Genomic DNA, 21,020 nt, shown 5'->3' on the forward strand with positions numbered 1-21,020 from the left:
TCCGCCTACCCATGTTCCACATATTAGCTGTAAAAAATAGCCTCTATCCCGAATTATAGCGCATTTCTAGATTTATTTCGATAATCGCGTTAGAATAAGGGATAATTCAGATTAAGGGGGATCAATAATGCTGAAAATCGGCTCCCACGTGTCCTTTTCGGACAAGGGATTATTGAGTGCAACGAAGGAAGCGTCCTCGTACGGTTCCAGTTCGTTTATGATATATACGGGTGCACCACAGAATACACGTCGCAAGCCAATCGAATCCATGTATATTGAAGAAGGCAAACTTGCCATGCAAGAGGGTGGAATGGAAGATATCGTTGTCCATGCACCGTACATTATTAATCTTGGCTCATACAAAGACAACACGTATAGACTCGCTGTAGATTTCCTTCAGGAAGAGATCCGTCGTACACATGCCATTGGTGTGAAAAACATCGTATTACATCCCGGCGCTTTTACAGACAAAGATGCCCACTATGGGATCGGACGGATCGCAGAAGGGTTGAATGAAGTGCTGGAGGGTGTGAAAGAGACAGATGTGAACATTGCTCTGGAGACCATGGCTGGCAAAGGTACGGAGATGGGTCGCAGTTTCGAAGAAATCGCCCAGATTATTGAGAAAGTAACGTATAACGAACGTCTGACTGTGTGTATGGATACATGCCACATTCATGATGCCGGATACGATATCGTTAACGATTTTGACGGTGTACTGGAACAGTTCGATCGCACTGTAGGACTTGACCGCATTGCCGTAATGCATATTAATGATAGTAAGAATGCTGTGGGTGCGCACAAGGACCGTCATACACCAATTGGCTCTGGCTGGATCGGGTTTGAAGCGATTAACCGCATCGTTAACCATGAGAAGCTTCAAGGACGTCCATTTATTCTGGAGACACCTTGGATTGGTAAAGAGGCCAAGACACAGCGTCCAATGTATGAGGTGGAGATTGCCCTGCTTCGTGGGGATGTTGCCGGTCGATTCGGCCAGGAATTCCTGACAGAAGTAGAACAGTTGCAACACTTTTTCAAAGGTAAAGAGATTGAGTCTCGTTCGTATATTCTGGATGTGTGGACGCTGCTCAAAAATGATGCCAAAGCCAAAAAGGCAGATCCGCGCGAACCGCTGGAACGCCTCTATGACATGGTGGCTGAAGCTGCACTATTCCCGCATTTGAATGAAGAACAACTGAATCATCGCTTGATTGCATGGCTTGCGGGTTAATCCCGCAGGTCATGGCTTAATTGAAGGAGGAAGAATAACCCGATGGAGATCCACGCTAAACAAGTACGCCCTGATTCTAAAAACCGCGCCGATCGTGCGCGCATGCTTATTTCCTGTCCAGATGGTCCAGGAATTGTAGCTGCCGTATCTCATTTCCTGCACCAGCATGGTGCAAACATTGTTCAGTCGGACCAGTATACCATGGACCCTGCTGGCGGCATGTTCTTTATGCGGATTGAGTTTGATCTTCCACAATTGTTGGTCAATTTGCCGAAACTCGAAGCTGATTTTGCAGAAGTGGCAAGCCGTTTCCAGATGGAGTGGACGTTATCTGCGGTCAGCCGCAAGAAAAAACTGGCTATCTTTGTATCCAAAGAAGATCATTGTCTGGTTGAATTGTTGTGGCAATGGCAGGCAGGCGACCTGGATGCCGATATTGCGCTTGTGGTCAGCAACCATCTGGACATGAAGGACTATGTAGAATCATTCGGTATTCCATATCATCATATTCCGGTTACAGCAGATACGAAGAAAGAAGCGGAACAGCGCCAACTGGACGTCATCGGCAACGATGTGGATGTGATCATTCTGGCTCGTTACATGCAGATCATCTCTCCCATGTTCATTGAGCACTACCGTAATCGAATCATTAATATCCACCATTCGTTCCTGCCAGCCTTTGTGGGTGGTAAACCGTATGCGCAGGCGTACAACCGTGGTGTCAAAATTATCGGTGCGACAGCCCACTATGTTACGGAAGAACTGGATGGCGGCCCGATTATTGAACAGGACGTGCAGCGTGTAAGCCACGGGGACGATGTAACCGAGCTGAAACGTATCGGACGTACCATTGAGCGTGTTGTGCTCGCACGTGCCGTGAAATGGCATGTTGAAGACCGTGTTCTCGTTCACGAAAATAAAACCGTCGTATTTTAAGCTCATGCTTTAATACTGTGCAAGGTTGATTCGGAACCACATAATAGATTAACAACAAAGCGACCCCAATCGTTTACGAAACGGGAGTCGCTTTTTTTGTTGTGTTGATATACTTTCCGCACAAGCCAAGCACAGTACCAAACAGCAGATGTCCTACAATCCAGTAGAGGATGGCGGACACATCGTACAGCTCTGGAACACGTGATGACAATTGAGAGAGTGGGATATAGAGCAAGGACGAGACTGCACCAAGTAAAATTCCTTTGATCATAGGGCGGCCTGAATGCCTTACCCACCACAGATAGAAGATGCCGATGACAACGGACACGATGAGATGCAAAGCAAATTCAATGAATTCGGGTAAGGTTGGCGGAAGACCAGGCACAAAATCAATATTCAGCAGCAGGGTATATACTTGTTCGCCTGTGCTGGCCTGAATCATTTTGAGGAAAAACCCAAGTACAACTCCCGAGAGGATTCCCGTTAAAATACCGGATAACCAGGGTAATGAGTTTTTTACCGATGTTGATGGGTGAGCAGCAGGATCTGGCATGATCGTGACCTCCTATGATTGACGCGTGTACATCTGAAAAGTAAACCAATGCCCGAATCTCGAATCCATAATTAAGGAACATTATATGTGAATTGAGGATGAATATCTAAAAAATGCATGGTTTTCAGGTTAAAGGTTATACTTCATGCGATGGATTTGTGAGGCTCCTTAAGTCTGCTTTTGGAATTTAGTACCTTGTAAAGTACGATTTTTGCTTGATAAGCTAAGGATTATTCATCACAAACCACCGATTTTCACGAACTTCTAAAAGAAGGTTATGGAAAAGCTTCACGCCAAGTGATACAATACAAAAGTGAATAAGTCAAAATGAAACACTCAAGCGGATTCACTTATTGTGAAATTCGGTTTGCTTGTATGATGAGAGGGATTCGCTTGCGCACCCGACTTATCTAAAGACATGAGGAGGACAAACCATGACTGACAAGAACGAAGCGATTCAAAAGGACGAGAACACCACAATCGACAACCTGTCGATTACTACCGTACGTACTTTGGCGATTGATGCAATTGAGAAGGCAAATTCCGGACATCCGGGTATGCCTATGGGCTCCGCTCCAATGGGGTACCAACTTTTTGCAAAAACGATGACTCATAACCCGGACCACCCAACTTGGGTTAACCGGGACCGTTTTGTCCTGTCTGCAGGACATGGCTCCATGTTGCTGTACAGCTTGCTGCACCTGAGCGGATATGATCTTCCAATGGAAGAACTGAAACAGTTCCGTCAATGGGGAAGCAAAACTCCGGGTCACCCGGAATTTGGACATACTGCAGGTGTTGATGCAACAACCGGCCCACTGGGTCAAGGTATTGCAATGGCTGTAGGTATGGCGATGGCTGAAGCTCAACTGGGCGCAACATACAATAAAGACAAATTCAACGTAGTTGACCACTACACTTACGCAATCTGTGGTGATGGTGACTTGATGGAAGGCGTATCTCATGAATCAGCTTCCCTGGCTGGACGTTTGCACCTGGGCAAATTGATCATGTTGTTCGACTCCAATGACATCACGTTGGATGGTAAATTGGATCTGTCTTCTTCCGAAAGCATCGCGAAGCGTTTTGAAGCTTATGGCTGGCAAGTGCTGCGCGTTGAAGATGGTAACGATCTGCCTGCAATCGAAAAAGCAATTCAGGAAGGTCAAGCAGATACACTGCGTCCTACACTGATCGAAGTTAAAACGGTTATCGGTTATGGTAGCCCTAACAAACAAGGTAAAGGCGGCCACGGCGGTACTCACGGATCTCCACTGGGTGCAGACGAAGCCAAATTGACTAAAGAGTATTACAAATGGGTTTACGAAGAAAACTTCCACGTACCAGCTGAAGTTCGCGATCACTTTGCACAAGTGAAAGATCGTGGTATCTCTGCTAACAAAGCTTGGGATGAGAAATTTGCCGAGTACAAAAAAGCTTTCCCTGAGCTGGCAGCTCAATTCGAAACAGCGATTAACGGCGACCTTCCAGAAGGTTGGGACCGTGATCTTCCTAAATATGCAGCAACAGACAAAGCTCTTTCAACTCGTGTAGCATCCGGTAACGCTCTGAACGGTCTGGCACACAACGTGCCACAACTGACAGGCGGATCTGCTGACTTGGAAAGCTCTACAATGACTCACCTGAACAACCTGGAGAACTTCACACCAGAAGATTACTCCGGCCGTAACATCTACTTCGGTATCCGTGAATTCGGTATGGCTGGAGCAATGAACGGTATGGCACTGCACAGCGGTGTGAAAGTATTCGGAGGTACGTTCTTCGTATTTACCGATTACCTGCGTCCGGCTGTTCGTCTGGCTGCCCTGATGGGATTGCCTGTAACGTATGTTCTGACTCACGACAGTATCGCTGTTGGTGAAGATGGTCCTACGCACGAACCAATCGAGCAACTGGCATCCCTGCGTATCATTCCTAACCTGACGGTTATTCGTCCGGCTGATGGTAATGAAACTTCGGCTGCTTGGGCTTATGCGCTTGAGAACAAGAGCAACCCGGTTGCACTCGTACTCACTCGTCAAAACCTGCCGATCCTGGAAGGTACGGTTGAAGGTTCACGTGAGAACGTGAAACGTGGTGCTTATGTTGTCTCTGATGCAAAAGATGGCAAAGCGGTAGCACAAATCATCGCTACAGGTTCTGAAGTGCAATTGGCTGTTAAAGCTCAAGCAGCACTTGCTGAACAAGGTATCCAAGTTCGCGTAATCAGCATGCCAAGCTGGGATCTGTTCGAGAAACAAGACAAAGCTTACAAAGAGTCCGTTCTTCTTCCGGATGTTAAAGCTCGTCTTGCGATTGAAATGGCTTATCCAATGGGCTGGGAAAAATATGTTGGAGATCAAGGTGACATTCTCGGAATCAGCACATTTGGTGCATCCGCGCCTGGCGACCGTGTTATCCAAGAATATGGCTTTACAGTGGACAACGTGGTTAGCCGCGTAAAAGCATTGCTGTAATAGAGGTTGTTGAAAAAGTCTGCTTTTGATTACGAAGGATGCCTCACGGCATCATCAGCGTCGAAGATGGGATTCAGCCGAAATGTCCGTTGCTCACGTAGTTTTCTCCTACGCTCCGCTACTCCATTTCTAGCTTCATCCCATCTTCGCGGTACTGAAAACCTGACTTTTTGAACACGCACTTATAGCTTCATAAGCGCTGCTATGGTCGGGAGAGCTTCATGCTGTCCTGATCCATGGCAGTAAGTTATTTCCGCAGAGCATGGGCGGTAACTCGTTATCGCCCTGATCTGTTTTGCCTTTTGTTTTCATTAACTTCAGGGGAGCGGGTACGCATGTCACAATTCGATCAAGTCAGTGTAGTGAAAGAGGCCAACATTTATTATGATGGTCAGGTAACCAGCAGAACGGTTATTTTGGGGGATGGCAGCAAAGTGACTCTAGGCATCATGCTTCCAGGCAGTTATGAGTTCGGTACGGATTCCCGTGAAATTATGGAGATTCTGTCCGGAGATCTGAAAGTATTGCTTCCCGGAGAAGAAGAGTGGCAAGAGATTCAAGGCCAAGCTACGTTCCACGTGCCTGCCGAGTCCAAATTTAAACTGGAGATACGCAGCGTTACTGACTACGTCTGCTCGTACCCGGCGGAATAACATAAGAAGGGTAAGCAGAACCGCAACCCGCGGATTCGGTTTACCCTTTTTGCTTCTTGAATTCTAACGACAAAGTTCGAGCTGCAAGCTTGTCAGCCCCGTGGATTTGAAGTATCCTTAAGGCAAGTTGTTTAGAATGGAATACGGATACGGAAAAAATATAACCGAAATCAGGAGGTTTTTGAGATCATGGCAAAAAAAGTGACATTTGACTATAGCACGGCATTGCAATTTGTAAATCAGCATGAAGTGGATTATTTTGCAGAACCGATTCGTCTGGCTCACGAGCAGCTTCACAACGGAACAGGAACAGGCTCCGATTATCTGGGCTGGATTGACCTGCCGACGGCTTATGACAAAGAAGAGTTCGCCCGCATTCAAAAAGCGGCTGCCAAAATCCAAAGCGACTCCGAAGTACTGATCGTTATCGGTATCGGTGGATCATACCTGGGTGCACGTGCAGCGATTGAAATGCTGACTCACTCTTTCTATAACAATCTGCCAAAAGACAAACGCAAAACACCTGAAATCTATTTTGCAGGAAACAATATCAGTTCCACATATGTAACTCATTTGCTGGATCTGGTTGAAGGCAAAGATTTCTCCGTTAACGTCATCTCCAAATCCGGTACAACAACAGAGCCAGCAATTGCATTCCGTATCTTCCGTGCAGCACTGGAAGAGAAATACGGTAAAGAAGAAGCTCGCAAACGCATCTATGCTACAACAGACAAAGCACGCGGTGCATTGAAAGAACTGGCAAATGCAGAAGGATACGAATCTTTCATTATCCCGGATGATGTAGGCGGACGTTACTCCGTTCTGACAGCTGTAGGTTTGCTGCCAATCGCAGCAGCTGGTATCAGCATCGAAGAAATGATGCAAGGTGCGGCTGACGCATCCAAGGAATACAGCAACCCGAACGTAGCTGAGAATGAAGCATATCAATATGCTGCAGTTCGTAACGCATTGTATCGCAAAGGCAAAGGAACTGAGATTCTTGTAAACTATGAGCCTTCCCTGCACTTCGTATCCGAGTGGTGGAAACAACTGTTTGGAGAGAGTGAAGGTAAAGACTACAAAGGGATCTATCCTGCATCCGTTGATTTCTCTACAGACTTGCACTCCATGGGTCAATTCATTCAGGAAGGTAGCCGGAATATTTTCGAAACTGTTATCCAGGTTACTGAAGTTGCAGAGCATATCTCAATCAAATCCGATCCGGACGATCTGGATGGTTTGAACTTCCTTGAAGGTAAAACTATGGACTTTGTTAACAAAAAAGCATTCCAAGGAACACTGCTTGCACATACAGATGGTCAAGTGCCAAACCTGATTGTGAACATTCCAGATATGACTCCATATTCTTTCGGATATCTGGTATACTTCTTTGAAAAAGCATGCGGTATCAGTGGCTACCTGCTGGGCGTCAATCCATTTGACCAACCAGGCGTGGAAGCTTACAAGAAGAATATGTTTGCATTGCTGGGCAAACCAGGCTTTGAAGAAGAGAAAGCAGCGCTCGAAGCGAGACTTTCCGAATAATTCATCGGTCTGCTCATATAGTTGAATAAGGTAATGTAAATCTAACTGGGAATCACTGTTTGTGTAAGATGCAGGGTTCCCGGATGTAGATAACCAGGGCAGTTCGTCCGCGTTCGCGCGGTGAACTGCTTTCTTGTAAAATGGACTCAGGAAAAGATCAGAAAGTTGGATTTGGAATGATTGAACGTTATCGCACGGTTCGAGGACCGGGCAATCTGGAAATTGTAATCAAGAAGTCGCGATTTATCGGTCATATTATGCCGGTCACGACAGAGGCAGAAGCTGTTGCTTTCATCGATGAGATCAAGAAAAAACATTGGAATGCAACTCATAACTGCTCTGCATACATGATTGGGGAGCGGGACGAGATCCAGAAGCAATCCGATGACGGGGAACCCAGCGGAACAGCAGGGAAACCCATTCTTGAAGTGATCAAAAATCAGAAATTAAAAAATGTGGCAATTGTGGTTACGCGATACTTCGGGGGAATTATGCTTGGAGCTGGCGGGTTAATTCGTGCTTATACGGATGGAGCTGTAGCAGCCATTGAAGCCGGAGAAGCCATTACCAACGTGCTGCATCGTGAAGTGTTTGTTGAACTGGATTATACGTGGCTGGGTAAAGTGGAAAATGAGTTAAGAAGCCGGGAAGTCCGTACAGGTGAAACTGGATTCACCGATAAGGTTACGTTGACTTGTCTTCCGCCGGATAGTGAAACCGAGGCTTTTGTAGCCTGGATCACGGATTTGACGCAAGGGCAATCCCGGATCACGGAGGGACAGCGGCTTTATTTTATTGAAGGGGAATAAAATATATGGCTAGAAGAGCAGTCGAACAGGAGTTGTCGAGGGAGCGGATACTGGAGGCGGCGAGGCACCTTTTTATTACCAAAGGATACCGCGCCATTTCGATGCGAAGCATCGGCCAGCATCTGGGCTATAGTCATGGGTCGCTGTATTATCACTTTAAGGAAAAGGCAGAGCTGTTCTATGCCATCGTGGTTGAAGATTTTAATCATCTGGGGCATTTGCTGCTGCAAGCCATGGTCAGGCCGGTTCGTGATGATGTGAGCAAGGTAGAGCATATCATGATGGAGTTTATTCGCTTTGGTCTGGAGAATCCATACCAATACGAAATTATGTTTATGATCAGGGACGAAGAACTGTTGTCTTATTGTCGTGCCGAACAGGGACGTTGCTTCGAATTGTTTGCATCGATTATAAGGCAGTATATGAATGAAGAGAACTGTACGGAAGAGGATATTCAAAGGGTACCGCGTACGCTATTTTTGGCTATGCACGGATTCATTTCTTATTACATTCAGGACCGTTTAACGTTTGTGGAGATTGAATCGTCTGCGCTGTCTCATGTCAAAGTGCTGTGCCGCAATCTGGGTCAGCAGTCTGGCGACCAATAATGGCGCTGTTGTTGCACCCCTACACTTCAGGGCGGTGATTTGTCATAACTTTAATCCTTTATAACGTTGTCTCGCGAAAGTTAGTATGCGCAGCAAACCAAGTCAGGCGGCTCCGACCCGGAATGAGGGTGGACCGCCTGTTTGTGTTTATCAAAAATGAACGAGTGGGTGGCAGGCCTATTGGACCCAACTAACCTTCCATGATTTTGAGGAAGTACTCCCGCTCACGTGGTCCATCGAATTCGCAAAAGTAAATGCCTTGCCAGCGGCCAAGCAGCAGCCTGCCTTCGTGAATAATCACCGTCTGTGATGGCCCTGTAGTGATCGATTTGAGGTGAGAGGCTGTATTGCCTTCGGCATGTCGATACTCGGGATGCTCCCAAGGGTATACTTCGTCCAGACGCAACAAGACATCGTGTTTCACATCCGGGTCTGCATTTTCGTTGATGGCAATACCGGCCGTCGTATGTGGACAGTAGATGAGCACCGTCCCATTCTGCACTCCGCTACTCTGGACAACCTGCTTCACGTCCCATGTGATATCCTTCATTTCGTCTCGTGTGGAAGTGGATATATTCTTCGTATATAACATGTTAGATCACTCCTTATCATCTCTGTTCTTACCCTCGATTGTACCTTAACCACTACATACCAAACAAACCACAATGACGCTGATTATGGGAATTGCACCATAACGAAGAGGACAGAAATAACCTGAAGTGATTTTTATTAATCGTTCTCATATGAGGCCCAATTATATTCAATAAAAGCATTGACGATTAGCACTGCAAACTGGTAAAGTATCAGAAAAGCAAAACCAAGTAGACTAATGGGAATAATATTAAAGTAATATCATCCAACTTAGGAAAAATGTCGTATTAAAACCAGGAAGACTGCCGACCGGAGCTAAAGCCGGAGGCTGGGAGGGAACGCAGCAATGAATACCGTTCTTCGTCATAAGGGATGGACTTGGGGATTCCGCAGTACCGTATTGTTATATTTTATCGTACTTATTGTACTTCCAATCATCGGTGTGTACGTCAATTCCTTCTCCGAAGGATGGAGCAACTTTGTTCAGAGCATTATGGACCCCATCGCGTGGAAAGCCGTACTGCTGACCATTCGGCTGGCCGTGATTGCCACGCTGATTAATGTGGTTTTGGGCACGATGATCGCTTGGGTGTTGACAAGGTATCGCTTTGTAGGTCGATCGTTTCTCAACAGTCTGGTTGATCTCCCGTTTGCACTGCCAACAGCGGTGGGCGGCTTGATGATTATGCTGCTTTTGGGTCCGGTCAGTGCCATCGGGAGACTGGCAGAATCCATGGGATTTGAGATTGTATTTCACCAGCCCGCCATTGTTATCGCGATGACCTTTGTCACGTTTCCGTTTGTTATCCGTGCGGTGCAGCCTTTGCTGGAAGAAATCGATCCTTCCGAGGAAGAGGCCTCGTACACGATGGGGGCATCCAAGGCTCGCACGTTCATGCAGGTTATTTTGCCTTCCATGGCACCTGGCATGATCAGTGGGGGGATGCTGGCTTTCTCCAGAGGACTGGCTGAATTTGGTGCTGTCGTGCTGGTGGCTGGTAACATTCCGGGCAGAACACTGACCGCTTCCGTATTTATCTACGGGGAGATTGAAAGTGATAATCCAACGGGAGCTGCTGCGGTATCCGTGTTGCTCCTGACGCTCTCCTTCCTGATCCTCTGGCTGATCAATCTGGTGCAGATGCGGGGGAGAAGACGATGAGACGACTCTTAATCGGACTGACGTTTGCGGTATTTATTGTACTGCTGATCATCCCGCTCGGACGCATTTTTATTGGTGCATTTGAAGACGGGGCAGGTGGATTCCTGAAAGGGTTAATGCGTCCTGAGGCGCTACATGCCTTGATGATGACCGGACTGGTTGTCCTGGTGGTCACCCTGTTAAATACATTGTTTGGCATCATGATGGCTCTGTATCTGGTTCGTGCCGGATGGCTGAGTGAAAAGATAAAAGGGCTGCTGAACAGCATTGTAGACCTGCCTTATGCCGTATCTCCTGTCATTGGCGGTTTGATGATTGTGTTGATGTTGGGACCTAACAGCATTATGGGCGCTTTTTTTGAAGGGATTGGATTCAATGTGGTCTATGCCTTCCCGGGTATGGTGATCGCAACGTTATTTGTTACCTTTCCACTGATGGTCAGAGAGGTTATGCCTGTCCTGCAGGAACTCGGTTCCCAGCAAGAGGAGGCCGCATCTACACTTGGCGCATACGGCTGGAGAACGTTCTGGAGTGTGACATGGCCTTCGATCCGCTGGGCGGTAGTGTATGGTCTAGTCTTGACGGTTGCGCGCTCGCTTGGGGAATTCGGTGCAGTGCTGGTGGTATCCGGTAATATTATGAACAAAACGCAGACCGCAACAACCCTGGTGTATCAGGATGTTGAGAATTTTAATGTGGCTGCCGCAAATGGTGTGGCGTTGGTGCTGGTAACCTTCTCCGTCGGGCTGCTGCTCATGATGGAATGGGCCAAGAAGCGAAAGGAAGTGCATTGATATGCATGTAGAAGTCCGTGATCTGAACAAACATTTCGGTGATTTTCATGCGGTAAAAGATGTCTCATTCGATATTGCCAAAGGCCATCTGATCGGTCTGCTTGGACCCAGCGGAGGCGGGAAAACGTCCATTCTGCGGATGCTTGCGGGTCTGGAGAATCCGGGTTCCGGGGAGATTCGCTTTCACGGAAAAGTAGTGAACCATCTGCCTCCACAGGAGCGGGGCATCGGATTTGTATTCCAGAACTATGCCTTGTTCAAACATATGACGGTATTTGAGAATATCGCCTTTGGACTCAAGGTTAAGAAGACACCAAAAGCCCAGATCCGTGATCGGGTAATGGAACTGGTTGAACTGACCGGGTTAAAAGGTTTCGAACAGCGCTATCCGCATCAGCTGTCTGGTGGGCAGCGTCAGCGTGTTGCTTTTGCCAGAGCACTCGCCCCGGAGCCACAGCTGTTATTGCTGGACGAACCGTTCGCGGCCATTGATGCCAAGATCCGTCAGGAACTGCGTTCATGGTTACGTGAGCTAATCGAGCGGGTAGGAATCACTTCGATTTTTGTAACACATGACCAGGATGAAGCGATTGAAGTGGCGGACGAGATTATGATTATCAGCCAAGGTCGTCTGGAGCAAAAGGGCACACCTTGGGATATATACAAAAACCCGCAGACCCCTTTTGTCGCTACATTTATCGGGGAGTCTACGGTTGTGGAGGATGCCTCCCAGTTGAAAGGATTCGAACATGCGGTTGAGGGTGAAGGTACCAAAGCGCTGATCCGACCGGAGTATATTGAGATCGGCTTGAAAAACGAATTCACCATGCTGTCTGCAACGGAAAAAGGTACAGTCAAACATCTTCATTTCCGCGGCAGTGAATGGATGGTAGAGGTGGACGTACAGGGTCATAAGTTAATCACATATCGTTCCCTGGAGAAAACGACATTGGAGATCGGTCAACCAATTCGAGTCCTTGTACACCGTGCATACCTGTTCAATGACTCCAACAGTTGGGTGGTAGAGAACCGACTGAAGGAAGATCCGATGCCGGTGATGATTTAGATCAAGTGGAAGAAAGGGGCTGCCCATGCAGACGAGGAAGAAGAAAGCCATACTCTTATATGTTGCCCTCATGCTTCTGCTCGTCTGCATGACCGCTGGATGCAGCAAGCAGGAGGGGGCAAGCGAACAGAGCGAGCCCGCTGGTAACGATTCATCCAATACGCTGGTGATTGGTGCTTATAGTGTAGCGAAAGATGCTGTAGGCGAATTACTGCCCAAGTTCCAGGAGGAGTGGAAGGCAAAAACCGGACTGACAATTAACTTCCAGGAATCCTACGAAGCTTCGGGTACACAGGCAAGAGCCATCGTTGGTGGATTTGAGGCTGATGTGGCCTTGCTCGCGATGGAGAGTGATATCGAGAAGCTGGTCAAGGCTGATCTGGTTAGCTCCAATTGGAAACAGACTCCGAATGAGGGCATGATCACCCGTTCGATTGTTGTTCTGGGCACAAGAGCAGGCAACCCGCTCGGAATTCAGGATTTTCAGGATTTAACGAAACCGGGAGTGAAGGTGCTTTACCCCAATCCAAAGACATCCGGGGGCGCACAATGGGATATTAATGCCATTTACGGTGCTGGATTGAAACTGTCGGAGGAGCAAGAGGGGAAGAAAGATCCTGCCGCAGCCAAGGCTTTTCTCGAACAGGTACATCGTAACGTTGAATCATTGGACAAGAGTGGGCGCTCTTCGATGGCGGCATTCGAGTATGGCGTGGGTGATGTAATTGTTACATATGAAAATGAATTGCTTGCCCGGATCGCCAAAGGTGTAGATTATGACATCGTCATTCCGAAAAATACGATCCTGATTGAGAACCCGGCAGTTGTGGTGAATAAATATGCCGACAAACATGGGAATCGTGAACTGGCGGAAGCTTTTGTCGCCTATCTGCGTACACCAGAAGCACAGCGCATTTTTGCCAAGCATGGTTTTCGTTCAGTAGATCCGGATGTATTTGCACAGACCGAGTCGACTTTCCCAACGCCAGAAGGACTATTTGATATCAACTATCTGGGTGGATGGGACGAGGTACGCAGCACGTTGTACTCCAAACGCGGCGTGTGGTATCAGGTGCTCGCTGGATTATAGGTTGAATTATGAATTTGGACGTTTGTTTACTTAGTACAGAGGCTTAAAGTTTTGTGTGATAATCGTTTAGAATATTATTGAAATGGCCTCCCCATGGTTAGATAATGTCTAACCATGGGGAGGCCATTTACAGTGAGAGTAAGTTATAACAGGATTTTTTCTAGAAATATTATTAATTAGTATTGTTGGTATTCTAAGGATTCAAGTTGACAAAAAATAATTCTGCTTGAGTCCTGTCCTTTCCAAAATCCATACGAGTAAAGGTAAGAATATCCCCGAAATTAGTAATAGGGGTATAACTTCCTTCTTTTGTGGTTAACCGTTGTTTATTACCTGTGGTTAAATCTACAGCCATGATATAGGGGGATTGTTTGTAGATAAGCTGATTTTCAAATAAAAAAGGCGAGTATCCACCGAGTAGCGAGCTGTCGTGAATAATGGAATATATCAGTTTTTTTGTTTTTCTATCTAAGATTTCAGTAGTACTCTCCGTTGTCAATACAATCCATTGCTCATTTACTGTGAAATCATAAATGTCTTCACGATCTTTAACAATAAGCTCAGGTTTGGAATGGTCTTTAGGATACATAACAATATCAAACCGTTTTTCATTATTCTGATCTTTATTTTCAAAAACCGTTTGTTGTATCAATAATCCTTCTTTTACAGGCCTTTGTAAATCAAGGAAGATACCTTCTCTGTTCTTTGATTGTTCATTTAGAAATTGTGTGGCTACCGTGGTCTTGATACGAGTCTTCACATTATAAATGTAAGCTTCGTTCTTCACGATGTGATTGGTAATCTTCTTCTCTATCCAGCTAATTTCATCTTGATTGGATCTTAATACTGGAACGGCTATCTGATCTTCGCTAATCCCTTCGGCAAAAACGGTAGCGGTTGCATCAAGATCATCTCGTTTCATTCGTTTAATTTTCCATGGAGTAGTATTATCTGTTGACTTGGATGGATTTTCTACCCAAAATAAGTCATCGCCAACGGACACTAGGGTATTAATAATCATGCCTTTCGCAGCACGGTATTGGGAGATATAGGTATTATTTTTCGTATCAAACTGAATGATTTCCATCTCCATCTCTTCAGTTGTAGAAAAATCTCTACTAAAAGTGACGATGCCGTTGTCATTTTTATAGCTGGAAACGATGGTGTTACGCTCTAGAATATCATTTTTAATTGTAATTGAATCAATAGTGTAAGGAAGCTTAAATTTAACATCGGGTTTAGCTTGTGGCAGTTCGGATAACGTTGGCTTTTGAGATAAATCTGTTAAATTAGTTTCAGGTGCAGTTTCCAATGTACTAGAAGGTTTTTCAAGTGAATGTGGATCTGTAGTTTGATTTGCTGGAGTTGATCGGTTGCAGGCTGTAAGTAATAACATAAGCACAATGATGAGATAGAAATAAATGTATTTATACTTCTCCTTCATGTTGAAGCCTCCTGTAGAGTAGTAAAGAAGGGAAGCATGCTCCCCTCCTTTAACCTAATTTTACCATATTATTGCTTGTCTAAAGTGGTTTTGATTAGCCTGCCATACTTTTTCAAGTGTGTACCACTTATTACCATGCGTTTTCCCTCTATTTCCTTGATCGTAAGGATCAGTGAGTCTTACTTTTGCATCATTTGTTCTAAAATCATAACCTGAGACATTTATTATATGTCCGCTTACAGTTCCCGTATAATTTTCTAATTCATTTCCTGTAATTTTTAAATCTAACACAGCTGGATGGTAGTTATCGGATGAATACATGATGGCATACTTCCATGATTCAATTGGAAGTGACGTAGAGTATGAATAAGTATAGTTTGATTGAAGATTATTTAGTACGTCATCAACAACTGTAAAGTCAGTTCCATCTTTTGTGGTTCCTATTTTTTGTGCATAATATGATTGTGATTCTGAACTGCCATTTAGGTAATTTAATACTTGCTTAGACGTAGCTGGTCCACACCAATATGTTGTTTCCTGTTTGAAAGGGGTAACACCTACCGTTTTTAAGTCACCAATTGCCATTATTTGGAATTTACTTTCAGCTTTATCCTTGTGAATTTGTAAATCTTTTAATTTTTTTGGAAGAACTTGTTGTTGTTTTAAGCTATGATAGTTACTATTTCAAAACAATGAAAGTAAACTTGAGACCGGAAGCTAACTCTTCATTTCAATGGAAGTAGAGATGGAGGTTTTTTACTGCCAAAAGGTTATAATAGGGGTATACTGAATCATGATTGTTACATAGTATTGCAGGAAGGTGTGAGTTGGATGAGTGCAGAGATCAAATTATCCCAAAGTACAGCGATTAGACTGGAGCAGGCCCGCGGTAAGGGGATGCCTGAGGAAGAAATATTAAAAGCCATTCAAGCGAAAGATGTTTCCGCTTTTGACGCCGTGTCTGAAGAGGAATACCGATATAACGAATTTTTCTCGTATGCGGATGAGCATGGTGAAAATCTGGAGGCAGCAGTAAAAGATGGGTACCGGATTACCTTTAACACACGTGGTGGACTCGGAATCTGGTTGGAAAAGGCCTTTAAAGTGCAGCCAGAGAAAGATTTCACGGTGGGTGAAGGAATCGTTACCGGATTACAGTTGAAACCAGAGCAGGCAGAGGTGCTGGCGAAGCGGCTTGCGTCGAACTGGGTCATTACGGATTCGAAGGATGTACCTGCGGGTCAGGAGCTGACTTTGAAGCTGCGAGCACTGGTATAGTTCCAGCGTTGGGTTAATGTGACTCGATCAGTCGGTTGTGGCCTGTTTAAAAGGTAAGGCCTGTCTTCATGCGGGCGCCCCAGGTATAAGGGGGCGCCCAGATGTGGATGAGCGCAAGCTCCCTTTGGAGCGAAGCATGGAGATGAAGTCTGACGTTGAATGGTCAGACGACGGACTGTCCCGAATTGCAGTGTAGAACTGCAGAGGGATGGTCTTTTTTTGCAAAAATAGAGGTGGACGATTACAATCTACATATCATTAATTCAGGGGGAATGCGGATTGGATCAGCTAACATTTCTGGGCACTGGCGATGCGATGGGCGTTCCACGTGTGTATTGTGATTGCGAAGTATGTACAGAGGCGAGGCTTACGGGAGAAAATAAACGCAAACGCTCTTCTGTTCTGATTGACAGTAGTGGGGATGGTACGACTGAACAGTTCATGATTGACTGCGGACCAGACTGGAGATCACAGATGGAGGATCAGGGGGTGCGTATGGTGCATACGCTGCTCATCACTCATGCCCATTTTGACCATATTGGAGGATTGCCGGAATGGGCGGATGCGTGTCGCTGGTTGGGCGTGAAGGGGCGTTTATATGCGCCACGTGAAGTGATTGTTACGATTCAGGGACAGTTTCCCTGGTTGGGGCGTCATATGGACTTTTTGGAAACGGATGACGGTATTGAACTGGGCGGCTGGAAGGTACATTCATGGAAGGTCTGCCACGGTAAAAACGGTTATTCCTATGCGTATCGACTCGTACGGGAAGGGTATAGCTGGGCGTATTGTTCGGATGCCATTGACCTGAAAGCAACCGAGAAAGAGCCGTTGCACGGACTGGATCTGCTGGTGCTCGGAACGAGCTTTGTGCATGAGCTTGCGGAATTCTCGACACGTTCCGTGTACGATATGGGTGAGGCGCAGGAGCTGCTGCGGGAACTGAAGCCAGGTCATACCTATTTTACACATATGTCTCATGACGTCGATCTACGGCAGAATTATAATCTGGATCAAGGCATTACGATTGCCCTTACCGGGATGAAGGTGCCGCTTGGAACATTAAAGCTGGAAACGAATGCGTAACCCAACTTAACTAGCGTAATAAAATAAATTCAGAAGAGCGTATCCTTTACAAGGGGTTCTTCGTTTACATAGTGTAAGTCAAAATCAATCAGGAACCAGCAAAGGGGGGCCCCCAAGATGGCCTTTGTGAAGTCCGTGGATTGCAGAATCAACAGACCACATGATGATGGTAAACAAGATAAATTCGATGTTGATTTTAATGGCAACGACAGAAAAAATCAATTGAACCAAAGCATCCGTACTCTACTACCCGATCTGATGGGTTCGTTGTATGCGTATTGTTTATCTCTGACGAAATCAGTTCCAGACACGGAGGATTTGGTTCAGGAGACCTGTCTCAAAGTGTTGTCGTCGAGTGTAGTTGGAACTTATGGGATGAATAAAGATATAAACTGGGAAGCTTATCTGATTCGTATTGCACGCAACAGCTGGTTTGATATCCTACGTCAGCGGGAGAGATTAGCATGTAAATTGGATAGCTTGAAGCCGCTCCTGCACGAGATGGAGGAGGAAAGGCAATTCGAGGAATTGGAGTCTGCCGTACAACTTCTTGTAAATACGCTACCTCCGTGGCAGCGAGTGATATATGTATTACGTGAATTAATGGGTTATAAGGCGGCAGAGACTGCGGAAATGTTGGATACGACAGAAGGTGCTGTGAAAGCAGCGTTAAGTCGAGCCCGCTCTGCCATAGCTGAAGTGAGGCACAGGTTGGAACAATCGGACGACACAGAATTGCAGTATGAGGAAGGCGCAGTGGAGGACAATCGGGAGGAACTGCGCAGCTATCTGCTGGCATTTCGTAATGGAGATACAGCCCGAATTATTGATCTGTGCCTGAACCGGACCGATGATCCGATGGCTGTGGCGGGGACGATTTTGCAGCAGACTTTGCCGTCTCCATCCATGCAGCCAATGATGTACGGGTACTCTACTTCTGGCATGAACTCGATGTCATATGGAGGTGGGTACACGGTCAACATGGTTGCCTAAATCGAGGAGGCGACACATATGAATGTAGTGCCGTATGTAGTGGAACAAACAGCTCGTGGAGAGCGGAGTTATGATATTTATTCACGTTTGCTCAAAGACCGGATCATTATGGTGTCCGGGGAGATTGAGGATCAGATGGCAAATGCCATTGTGGCTCAGTTGTTGTTTTTGACTGCAGAGGACCCGGAGAAGGACATCCAGATGTACATCAACAGTCCTGGTGGCTCGGTGACTGCGGGATTTTCAATCTATGACACGATGCAATTTGTGAAGCCAGATATCTCCACGATCTGTACAGGTATGGCGGCAAGTTTTGGCACGATCTTGTTGGTGGGTGGAACAAAAGGCAAACGTATGGCATTGCCAAACAGTGAGATCATGATCCATCAGCCACATGGCGGCACGCGAGGGCAGGCGTCGGATATGCTGATTCATGCTAACCGCATCATTCAACATCGTCAACGTCTTAACATGCTGTTAGCCGACCATACAGGACAGTCAATTGAACGGATTGAGAAGGACTCGGATCGAGACTATTTCCTGACCGCTGCGGAAGCGGTCGAATATGGATTGGTGGATAAGGTCATATCCAGCTCATAACAGTAGCCCGGAAGGTCATGTGACCTTCCGGGCTTGATTATAATCAAGAGGGCGAACAGGAAACTGACGTCCTCTTTTTTTTCGTCCAAATTAGCGAGTCCACTTCTATGGAATGATTCAGAATGAGAATAATGTGAAATAAAGATTGACCATCGGTAGGTATAGTGTATATATTATATATATACACTATACCTACCGAAAACTATTTAACATCAATGAGGTGAGGAAAGATTAACATTTTAATATCGAACGCTTCGAGCGATCCGATCTATATGCAGATTTTAACTCAGATCAGACAGAGCATCTTGAGCGGAGAATTGGTTGCTGGAGATAGTCTCCCCTCCATTCGGCAGCTCGCCAAGGATCTGCAAGTCAGTGTCATTACAACTAAACGTGTCTATGAAGAGCTGGAGAAGGAGAAGCTGATCGATTCAGTTGTAGGTAAAGGGAGCTTTGTATCCGGGGCCAATCAGGACTTTATTCGAGAGCGGCGGATGAAACAATTGGAAGAGAAAATGCTCGAAGTGATTCGTGAGAGCAGAGAACTGGGCATGAGTTCACAGGATATAATCCATCATCTTACATTGTTGGTTGAGGAGGAATAAGCATAATGAACGCGATCGAATTACGTAATGTAACCAAAACGTATCCTTTATTTAAAGTAGATAATGTATCTCTGGATGTGAAAAAGGGATATATCACGGGACTTATTGGTCCGAATGGGGCGGGCAAGAGTACTTTGATCAAAATGATCACAGGTCTGATCCAGCCCGATAAGGGGAGCCTCAAGACATTGGGCAGTGAGATGCCCAATCAGGAAGTTGATATCAAGCAACGCCTTGGCATTGTGTCCGATGAATGTTTTTACTATGAGCATCTAACGATCCGTGAGATGACACATATGATCGCTCCTTTTTACACCAAATGGGACAATAGAGCGTTCAATGACTACTTGGATCAGTTCGAACTGTCTCCCAAAAAGAAAATCCAGGATCTGTCCAAAGGCATGAAGATCAAGTATTCTCTCGCAGTAGCTTTGTCGCATGAAGCGGATCTGCTGATCATGGATGAACCGACATCTGGACTTGATCCTGTATTTAGGCGGGAACTGCTCGATCTGCTTGCAGATATGATACAGGACGAAACAAGGTCCATTATTTTCTCGACGCATATTACGACGGATCTGGAACGTATTGCAGACTATATTACGTTTATTCATCAAGGGAAATTGGTGTTCAACGAGGCAAAAGATGATGTGCTGGAAAGGTATACGATTGTAAAAGGGGATATGGGTCTGCTTGATTCCGACATTCGGAAACATTTCATCGGAATACGCGAGACAGCCGTTGGTTTTGAAGCATTGTCGGATCAAAAGGCTGAGGCCGAACAGTTATTTGGCAGGCTTGCTCTCTTACAAAGACCTACGTTGGAAGACCTCATTTATTTTACGGCGAAGGGAGGACGCAAATATGCTTAACCTACTTCGTAAAGACTTCATTGTACTGAAAAGTTCACTGTGGATCATTGCATTATACCTGGTGGTATTCAGTCTCGCATTCATACCGCAGAGTGAAATGTCGATGTATTTTGTGGGCATCTATACTGCATTTGGTTCCATTATTATGGCAACCATGATTGATATCAAGAACCATAATCATAATTTTCTGGTCACGCTCCCCGTTAGCCGCAAACAGATTGTAAAAGCAAAGTACTTGTCTGCCATAGTCTATGCGCTATTCGGGGTGCTTGCGTCGTACGGAATTCACGAGCTTGTGAACCTGAATTATCCTGAACTGAACAAGCCGAATTATTCACTTAGGGATATTGTCATTTCCATAGGCATGGTGCTTGCGTTGGTTTCCATATACATGCCTCTTTTCTACGGACTTAGCAAAAAAGGTGCTGGTATCATCAATGCGATATTCATGGTCTGTATGATTATACTGGCGCAACCCGTTGCGTACCTCATGAGTATGGCCAACGAGAACGGTATGATTACCACAACGACAATGGCATTGGTTTCGTTAGGCATAATAGGTTTGTTTTTGGTATCCTATCTTATTACGATACGCCTGTTTGCAAGAAAAGATCTTTGAGCACA

The 21,020-nt window shown here is 45.8% G+C and carries 22 protein-coding genes; 18 read left to right on the forward strand and 4 right to left on the reverse strand.

Annotated elements, in window-relative coordinates; all coding sequences use genetic code 11:
- Nucleotides 1-127 precede the first annotated feature (127 nt).
- Nucleotides 128-1,234: a deoxyribonuclease IV gene (locus tag NST33_RS07025; protein WP_221819193.1), complete on the forward strand. Its 1,107-nt coding sequence runs from the start codon at nucleotides 128-130 to the stop codon at nucleotides 1,232-1,234.
- A gap of 42 nt (nucleotides 1,235-1,276) precedes the next feature.
- Entirely contained in the window at nucleotides 1,277-2,170 is an 894-nt protein-coding gene (gene purU, locus NST33_RS07030; RefSeq protein WP_017689986.1) for a formyltetrahydrofolate deformylase, read from the forward strand.
- A 73-nt stretch (nucleotides 2,171-2,243) separates the two neighbouring features.
- On the opposite strand, the gene NST33_RS07035 is transcribed toward purU, so the two are convergent.
- The gene (locus NST33_RS07035) at nucleotides 2,244-2,723 is read right to left on the reverse strand and encodes a hypothetical protein (protein ID WP_339307340.1); all 480 of its coding nucleotides are present in this window, start codon (nucleotides 2,721-2,723) and stop codon (nucleotides 2,244-2,246) included.
- Nucleotides 2,724-3,157: 434 nt separating this feature from the next.
- Here NST33_RS07035 and tkt point away from each other — a divergent pair, with 434 nt between their 5' ends.
- From tkt to NST33_RS07060, 5 genes are all read left to right on the forward strand, one after another.
- Complete coding sequence (gene tkt, locus NST33_RS07040; RefSeq protein WP_036610788.1) at nucleotides 3,158-5,200, forward strand: transketolase; 2,043 nt, start codon at nucleotides 3,158-3,160, stop codon at nucleotides 5,198-5,200.
- A gap of 335 nt (nucleotides 5,201-5,535) precedes the next feature.
- Nucleotides 5,536-5,853, forward strand: coding sequence for a pyrimidine/purine nucleoside phosphorylase (locus NST33_RS07045; protein WP_017689983.1), 318 nt, complete (start codon nucleotides 5,536-5,538; stop codon nucleotides 5,851-5,853).
- A 189-nt stretch (nucleotides 5,854-6,042) separates the two neighbouring features.
- Nucleotides 6,043-7,398 carry a glucose-6-phosphate isomerase gene (locus tag NST33_RS07050; RefSeq protein WP_017689982.1) on the forward strand — a complete coding sequence of 452 codons (1,356 nt, stop codon included), beginning with the start codon at nucleotides 6,043-6,045 and terminating at the stop codon, nucleotides 7,396-7,398.
- Nucleotides 7,399-7,574: 176 nt separating this feature from the next.
- Nucleotides 7,575-8,207 (forward strand): YigZ family protein, encoded by a 633-nt coding sequence (locus tag NST33_RS07055; protein WP_339308633.1) that lies wholly within the window; start codon nucleotides 7,575-7,577, stop codon nucleotides 8,205-8,207.
- A 5-nt stretch (nucleotides 8,208-8,212) separates the two neighbouring features.
- A complete protein-coding gene (locus NST33_RS07060) occupies nucleotides 8,213-8,815 on the forward strand; it encodes a TetR/AcrR family transcriptional regulator (RefSeq protein WP_221819202.1) in 603 nt (200 codons plus the stop codon).
- A gap of 190 nt (nucleotides 8,816-9,005) precedes the next feature.
- Here the strand turns inward: NST33_RS07060 and NST33_RS07065 are convergent, their stop codons facing one another.
- Complete coding sequence (locus NST33_RS07065; RefSeq protein WP_076327247.1) at nucleotides 9,006-9,407, reverse strand: secondary thiamine-phosphate synthase enzyme YjbQ; 402 nt, start codon at nucleotides 9,405-9,407, stop codon at nucleotides 9,006-9,008.
- A 345-nt stretch (nucleotides 9,408-9,752) separates the two neighbouring features.
- On the opposite strand from NST33_RS07065, the gene cysT reads away from it, so the two are divergent.
- Genes cysT through NST33_RS07085 form a run of 4 tightly spaced genes read left to right on the forward strand, consistent with a single transcriptional unit; the run spans nucleotide 9,753 to nucleotide 13,518 of the window.
- Nucleotides 9,753-10,568, forward strand: coding sequence for a sulfate ABC transporter permease subunit CysT (gene cysT, locus NST33_RS07070; RefSeq protein WP_339307342.1), 816 nt, complete (start codon nucleotides 9,753-9,755; stop codon nucleotides 10,566-10,568).
- Nucleotides 10,565-11,362 (forward strand): sulfate ABC transporter permease subunit, encoded by a 798-nt coding sequence (locus tag NST33_RS07075; RefSeq protein WP_221819205.1) that lies wholly within the window; start codon nucleotides 10,565-10,567, stop codon nucleotides 11,360-11,362. The genes cysT and NST33_RS07075 overlap by 4 nt, the downstream gene beginning before the upstream one ends.
- Nucleotide 11,363: 1 nt before the next feature.
- Nucleotides 11,364-12,428, forward strand: a complete 1,065-nt coding sequence (cysA, locus tag NST33_RS07080) for a sulfate ABC transporter ATP-binding protein (RefSeq protein WP_221819206.1) — start codon at nucleotides 11,364-11,366, stop codon at nucleotides 12,426-12,428.
- A gap of 25 nt (nucleotides 12,429-12,453) precedes the next feature.
- Nucleotides 12,454-13,518, forward strand: coding sequence for a sulfate ABC transporter substrate-binding protein (locus NST33_RS07085; protein ID WP_221819207.1), 1,065 nt, complete (start codon nucleotides 12,454-12,456; stop codon nucleotides 13,516-13,518).
- A 193-nt stretch (nucleotides 13,519-13,711) separates the two neighbouring features.
- Here the strand turns inward: NST33_RS07085 and NST33_RS07090 are convergent, their stop codons facing one another.
- Together NST33_RS07090 and NST33_RS07095 are read right to left on the reverse strand one after the other, a co-directional pair.
- Nucleotides 13,712-14,962 (reverse strand): hypothetical protein, encoded by a 1,251-nt coding sequence (locus NST33_RS07090; protein ID WP_339307346.1) that lies wholly within the window; start codon nucleotides 14,960-14,962, stop codon nucleotides 13,712-13,714.
- A 60-nt stretch (nucleotides 14,963-15,022) separates the two neighbouring features.
- Entirely contained in the window at nucleotides 15,023-15,547 is a 525-nt protein-coding gene (locus NST33_RS07095) for a C39 family peptidase (RefSeq protein WP_221819209.1), read from the reverse strand.
- A 246-nt stretch (nucleotides 15,548-15,793) separates the two neighbouring features.
- Between NST33_RS07095 and NST33_RS07100 the strand changes: the two genes are divergently transcribed.
- The 7 genes from NST33_RS07100 (at nucleotide 15,794) to NST33_RS07130 (ending at nucleotide 21,015) form a co-directional block, all read left to right on the forward strand.
- Nucleotides 15,794-16,240, forward strand: coding sequence for a hypothetical protein (locus NST33_RS07100; RefSeq protein WP_076327244.1), 447 nt, complete (start codon nucleotides 15,794-15,796; stop codon nucleotides 16,238-16,240).
- A 279-nt stretch (nucleotides 16,241-16,519) separates the two neighbouring features.
- Complete coding sequence (locus NST33_RS07105) at nucleotides 16,520-17,326, forward strand: MBL fold metallo-hydrolase (protein WP_339307349.1); 807 nt, start codon at nucleotides 16,520-16,522, stop codon at nucleotides 17,324-17,326.
- Nucleotides 17,327-17,443: 117 nt separating this feature from the next.
- A complete protein-coding gene (locus NST33_RS07110; protein ID WP_339182962.1) occupies nucleotides 17,444-18,319 on the forward strand; it encodes an RNA polymerase sigma factor in 876 nt (291 codons plus the stop codon).
- Nucleotides 18,320-18,337: 18 nt separating this feature from the next.
- Nucleotides 18,338-18,919 (forward strand): ATP-dependent Clp endopeptidase proteolytic subunit ClpP, encoded by a 582-nt coding sequence (gene clpP, locus NST33_RS07115; protein ID WP_221819214.1) that lies wholly within the window; start codon nucleotides 18,338-18,340, stop codon nucleotides 18,917-18,919.
- 230 nt (nucleotides 18,920-19,149) lie between these two features.
- Entirely contained in the window at nucleotides 19,150-19,524 is a 375-nt protein-coding gene (locus NST33_RS07120; RefSeq protein WP_221819345.1) for a GntR family transcriptional regulator, read from the forward strand.
- Between the two features lie 5 nt (nucleotides 19,525-19,529).
- Nucleotides 19,530-20,396 (forward strand): ABC transporter ATP-binding protein, encoded by an 867-nt coding sequence (locus NST33_RS07125; protein WP_221819216.1) that lies wholly within the window; start codon nucleotides 19,530-19,532, stop codon nucleotides 20,394-20,396.
- Nucleotides 20,389-21,015, forward strand: coding sequence for an ABC-2 transporter permease (locus NST33_RS07130; RefSeq protein WP_221819217.1), 627 nt, complete (start codon nucleotides 20,389-20,391; stop codon nucleotides 21,013-21,015). Before NST33_RS07125 ends, NST33_RS07130 begins: the two co-directional genes overlap by 8 nt.
- The last annotated feature ends 5 nt before the right edge of the window (nucleotides 21,016-21,020 follow it).

Origin of the sequence: Paenibacillus sp. FSL L8-0435, assembly GCF_037965655.1 — a bacterium.
Lineage (GTDB): Bacteria > Bacillota > Bacilli > Paenibacillales > Paenibacillaceae > Paenibacillus.

Bases quoted from the DNA above. Each gene is read 5' to 3' on its own strand.
- NST33_RS07025 (WP_221819193.1), top strand. From the start codon at position 128: ATGCTGAAAATCGGCTCCCACGTGTCCTTTTCGGACAAGGGATTATTG.
- purU (WP_017689986.1), top strand. From the start codon at position 1,277: ATGGAGATCCACGCTAAACAAGTACGCCCTGATTCTAAAAACCGCGCC.
- NST33_RS07035 (WP_339307340.1), bottom strand. From the start codon at position 2,723: ATGCCAGATCCTGCTGCTCACCCATCAACATCGGTAAAAAACTCATTA.
- tkt (WP_036610788.1), top strand. From the start codon at position 3,158: ATGACTGACAAGAACGAAGCGATTCAAAAGGACGAGAACACCACAATC.
- NST33_RS07045 (WP_017689983.1), top strand. From the start codon at position 5,536: ATGTCACAATTCGATCAAGTCAGTGTAGTGAAAGAGGCCAACATTTAT.
- NST33_RS07050 (WP_017689982.1), top strand. From the start codon at position 6,043: ATGGCAAAAAAAGTGACATTTGACTATAGCACGGCATTGCAATTTGTA.
- NST33_RS07055 (WP_339308633.1), top strand. From the start codon at position 7,575: ATGATTGAACGTTATCGCACGGTTCGAGGACCGGGCAATCTGGAAATT.
- NST33_RS07060 (WP_221819202.1), top strand. From the start codon at position 8,213: ATGGCTAGAAGAGCAGTCGAACAGGAGTTGTCGAGGGAGCGGATACTG.
- NST33_RS07065 (WP_076327247.1), bottom strand. From the start codon at position 9,407: ATGTTATATACGAAGAATATATCCACTTCCACACGAGACGAAATGAAG.
- cysT (WP_339307342.1), top strand. From the start codon at position 9,753: ATGAATACCGTTCTTCGTCATAAGGGATGGACTTGGGGATTCCGCAGT.
- NST33_RS07075 (WP_221819205.1), top strand. From the start codon at position 10,565: ATGAGACGACTCTTAATCGGACTGACGTTTGCGGTATTTATTGTACTG.
- cysA (WP_221819206.1), top strand. From the start codon at position 11,364: ATGCATGTAGAAGTCCGTGATCTGAACAAACATTTCGGTGATTTTCAT.
- NST33_RS07085 (WP_221819207.1), top strand. From the start codon at position 12,454: ATGCAGACGAGGAAGAAGAAAGCCATACTCTTATATGTTGCCCTCATG.
- NST33_RS07090 (WP_339307346.1), bottom strand. From the start codon at position 14,962: ATGAAGGAGAAGTATAAATACATTTATTTCTATCTCATCATTGTGCTT.
- NST33_RS07095 (WP_221819209.1), bottom strand. From the start codon at position 15,547: ATGGCAATTGGTGACTTAAAAACGGTAGGTGTTACCCCTTTCAAACAG.
- NST33_RS07100 (WP_076327244.1), top strand. From the start codon at position 15,794: ATGAGTGCAGAGATCAAATTATCCCAAAGTACAGCGATTAGACTGGAG.
- NST33_RS07110 (WP_339182962.1), top strand. From the start codon at position 17,444: ATGGCCTTTGTGAAGTCCGTGGATTGCAGAATCAACAGACCACATGAT.
- clpP (WP_221819214.1), top strand. From the start codon at position 18,338: ATGAATGTAGTGCCGTATGTAGTGGAACAAACAGCTCGTGGAGAGCGG.
- NST33_RS07125 (WP_221819216.1), top strand. From the start codon at position 19,530: ATGAACGCGATCGAATTACGTAATGTAACCAAAACGTATCCTTTATTT.
- NST33_RS07130 (WP_221819217.1), top strand. From the start codon at position 20,389: ATGCTTAACCTACTTCGTAAAGACTTCATTGTACTGAAAAGTTCACTG.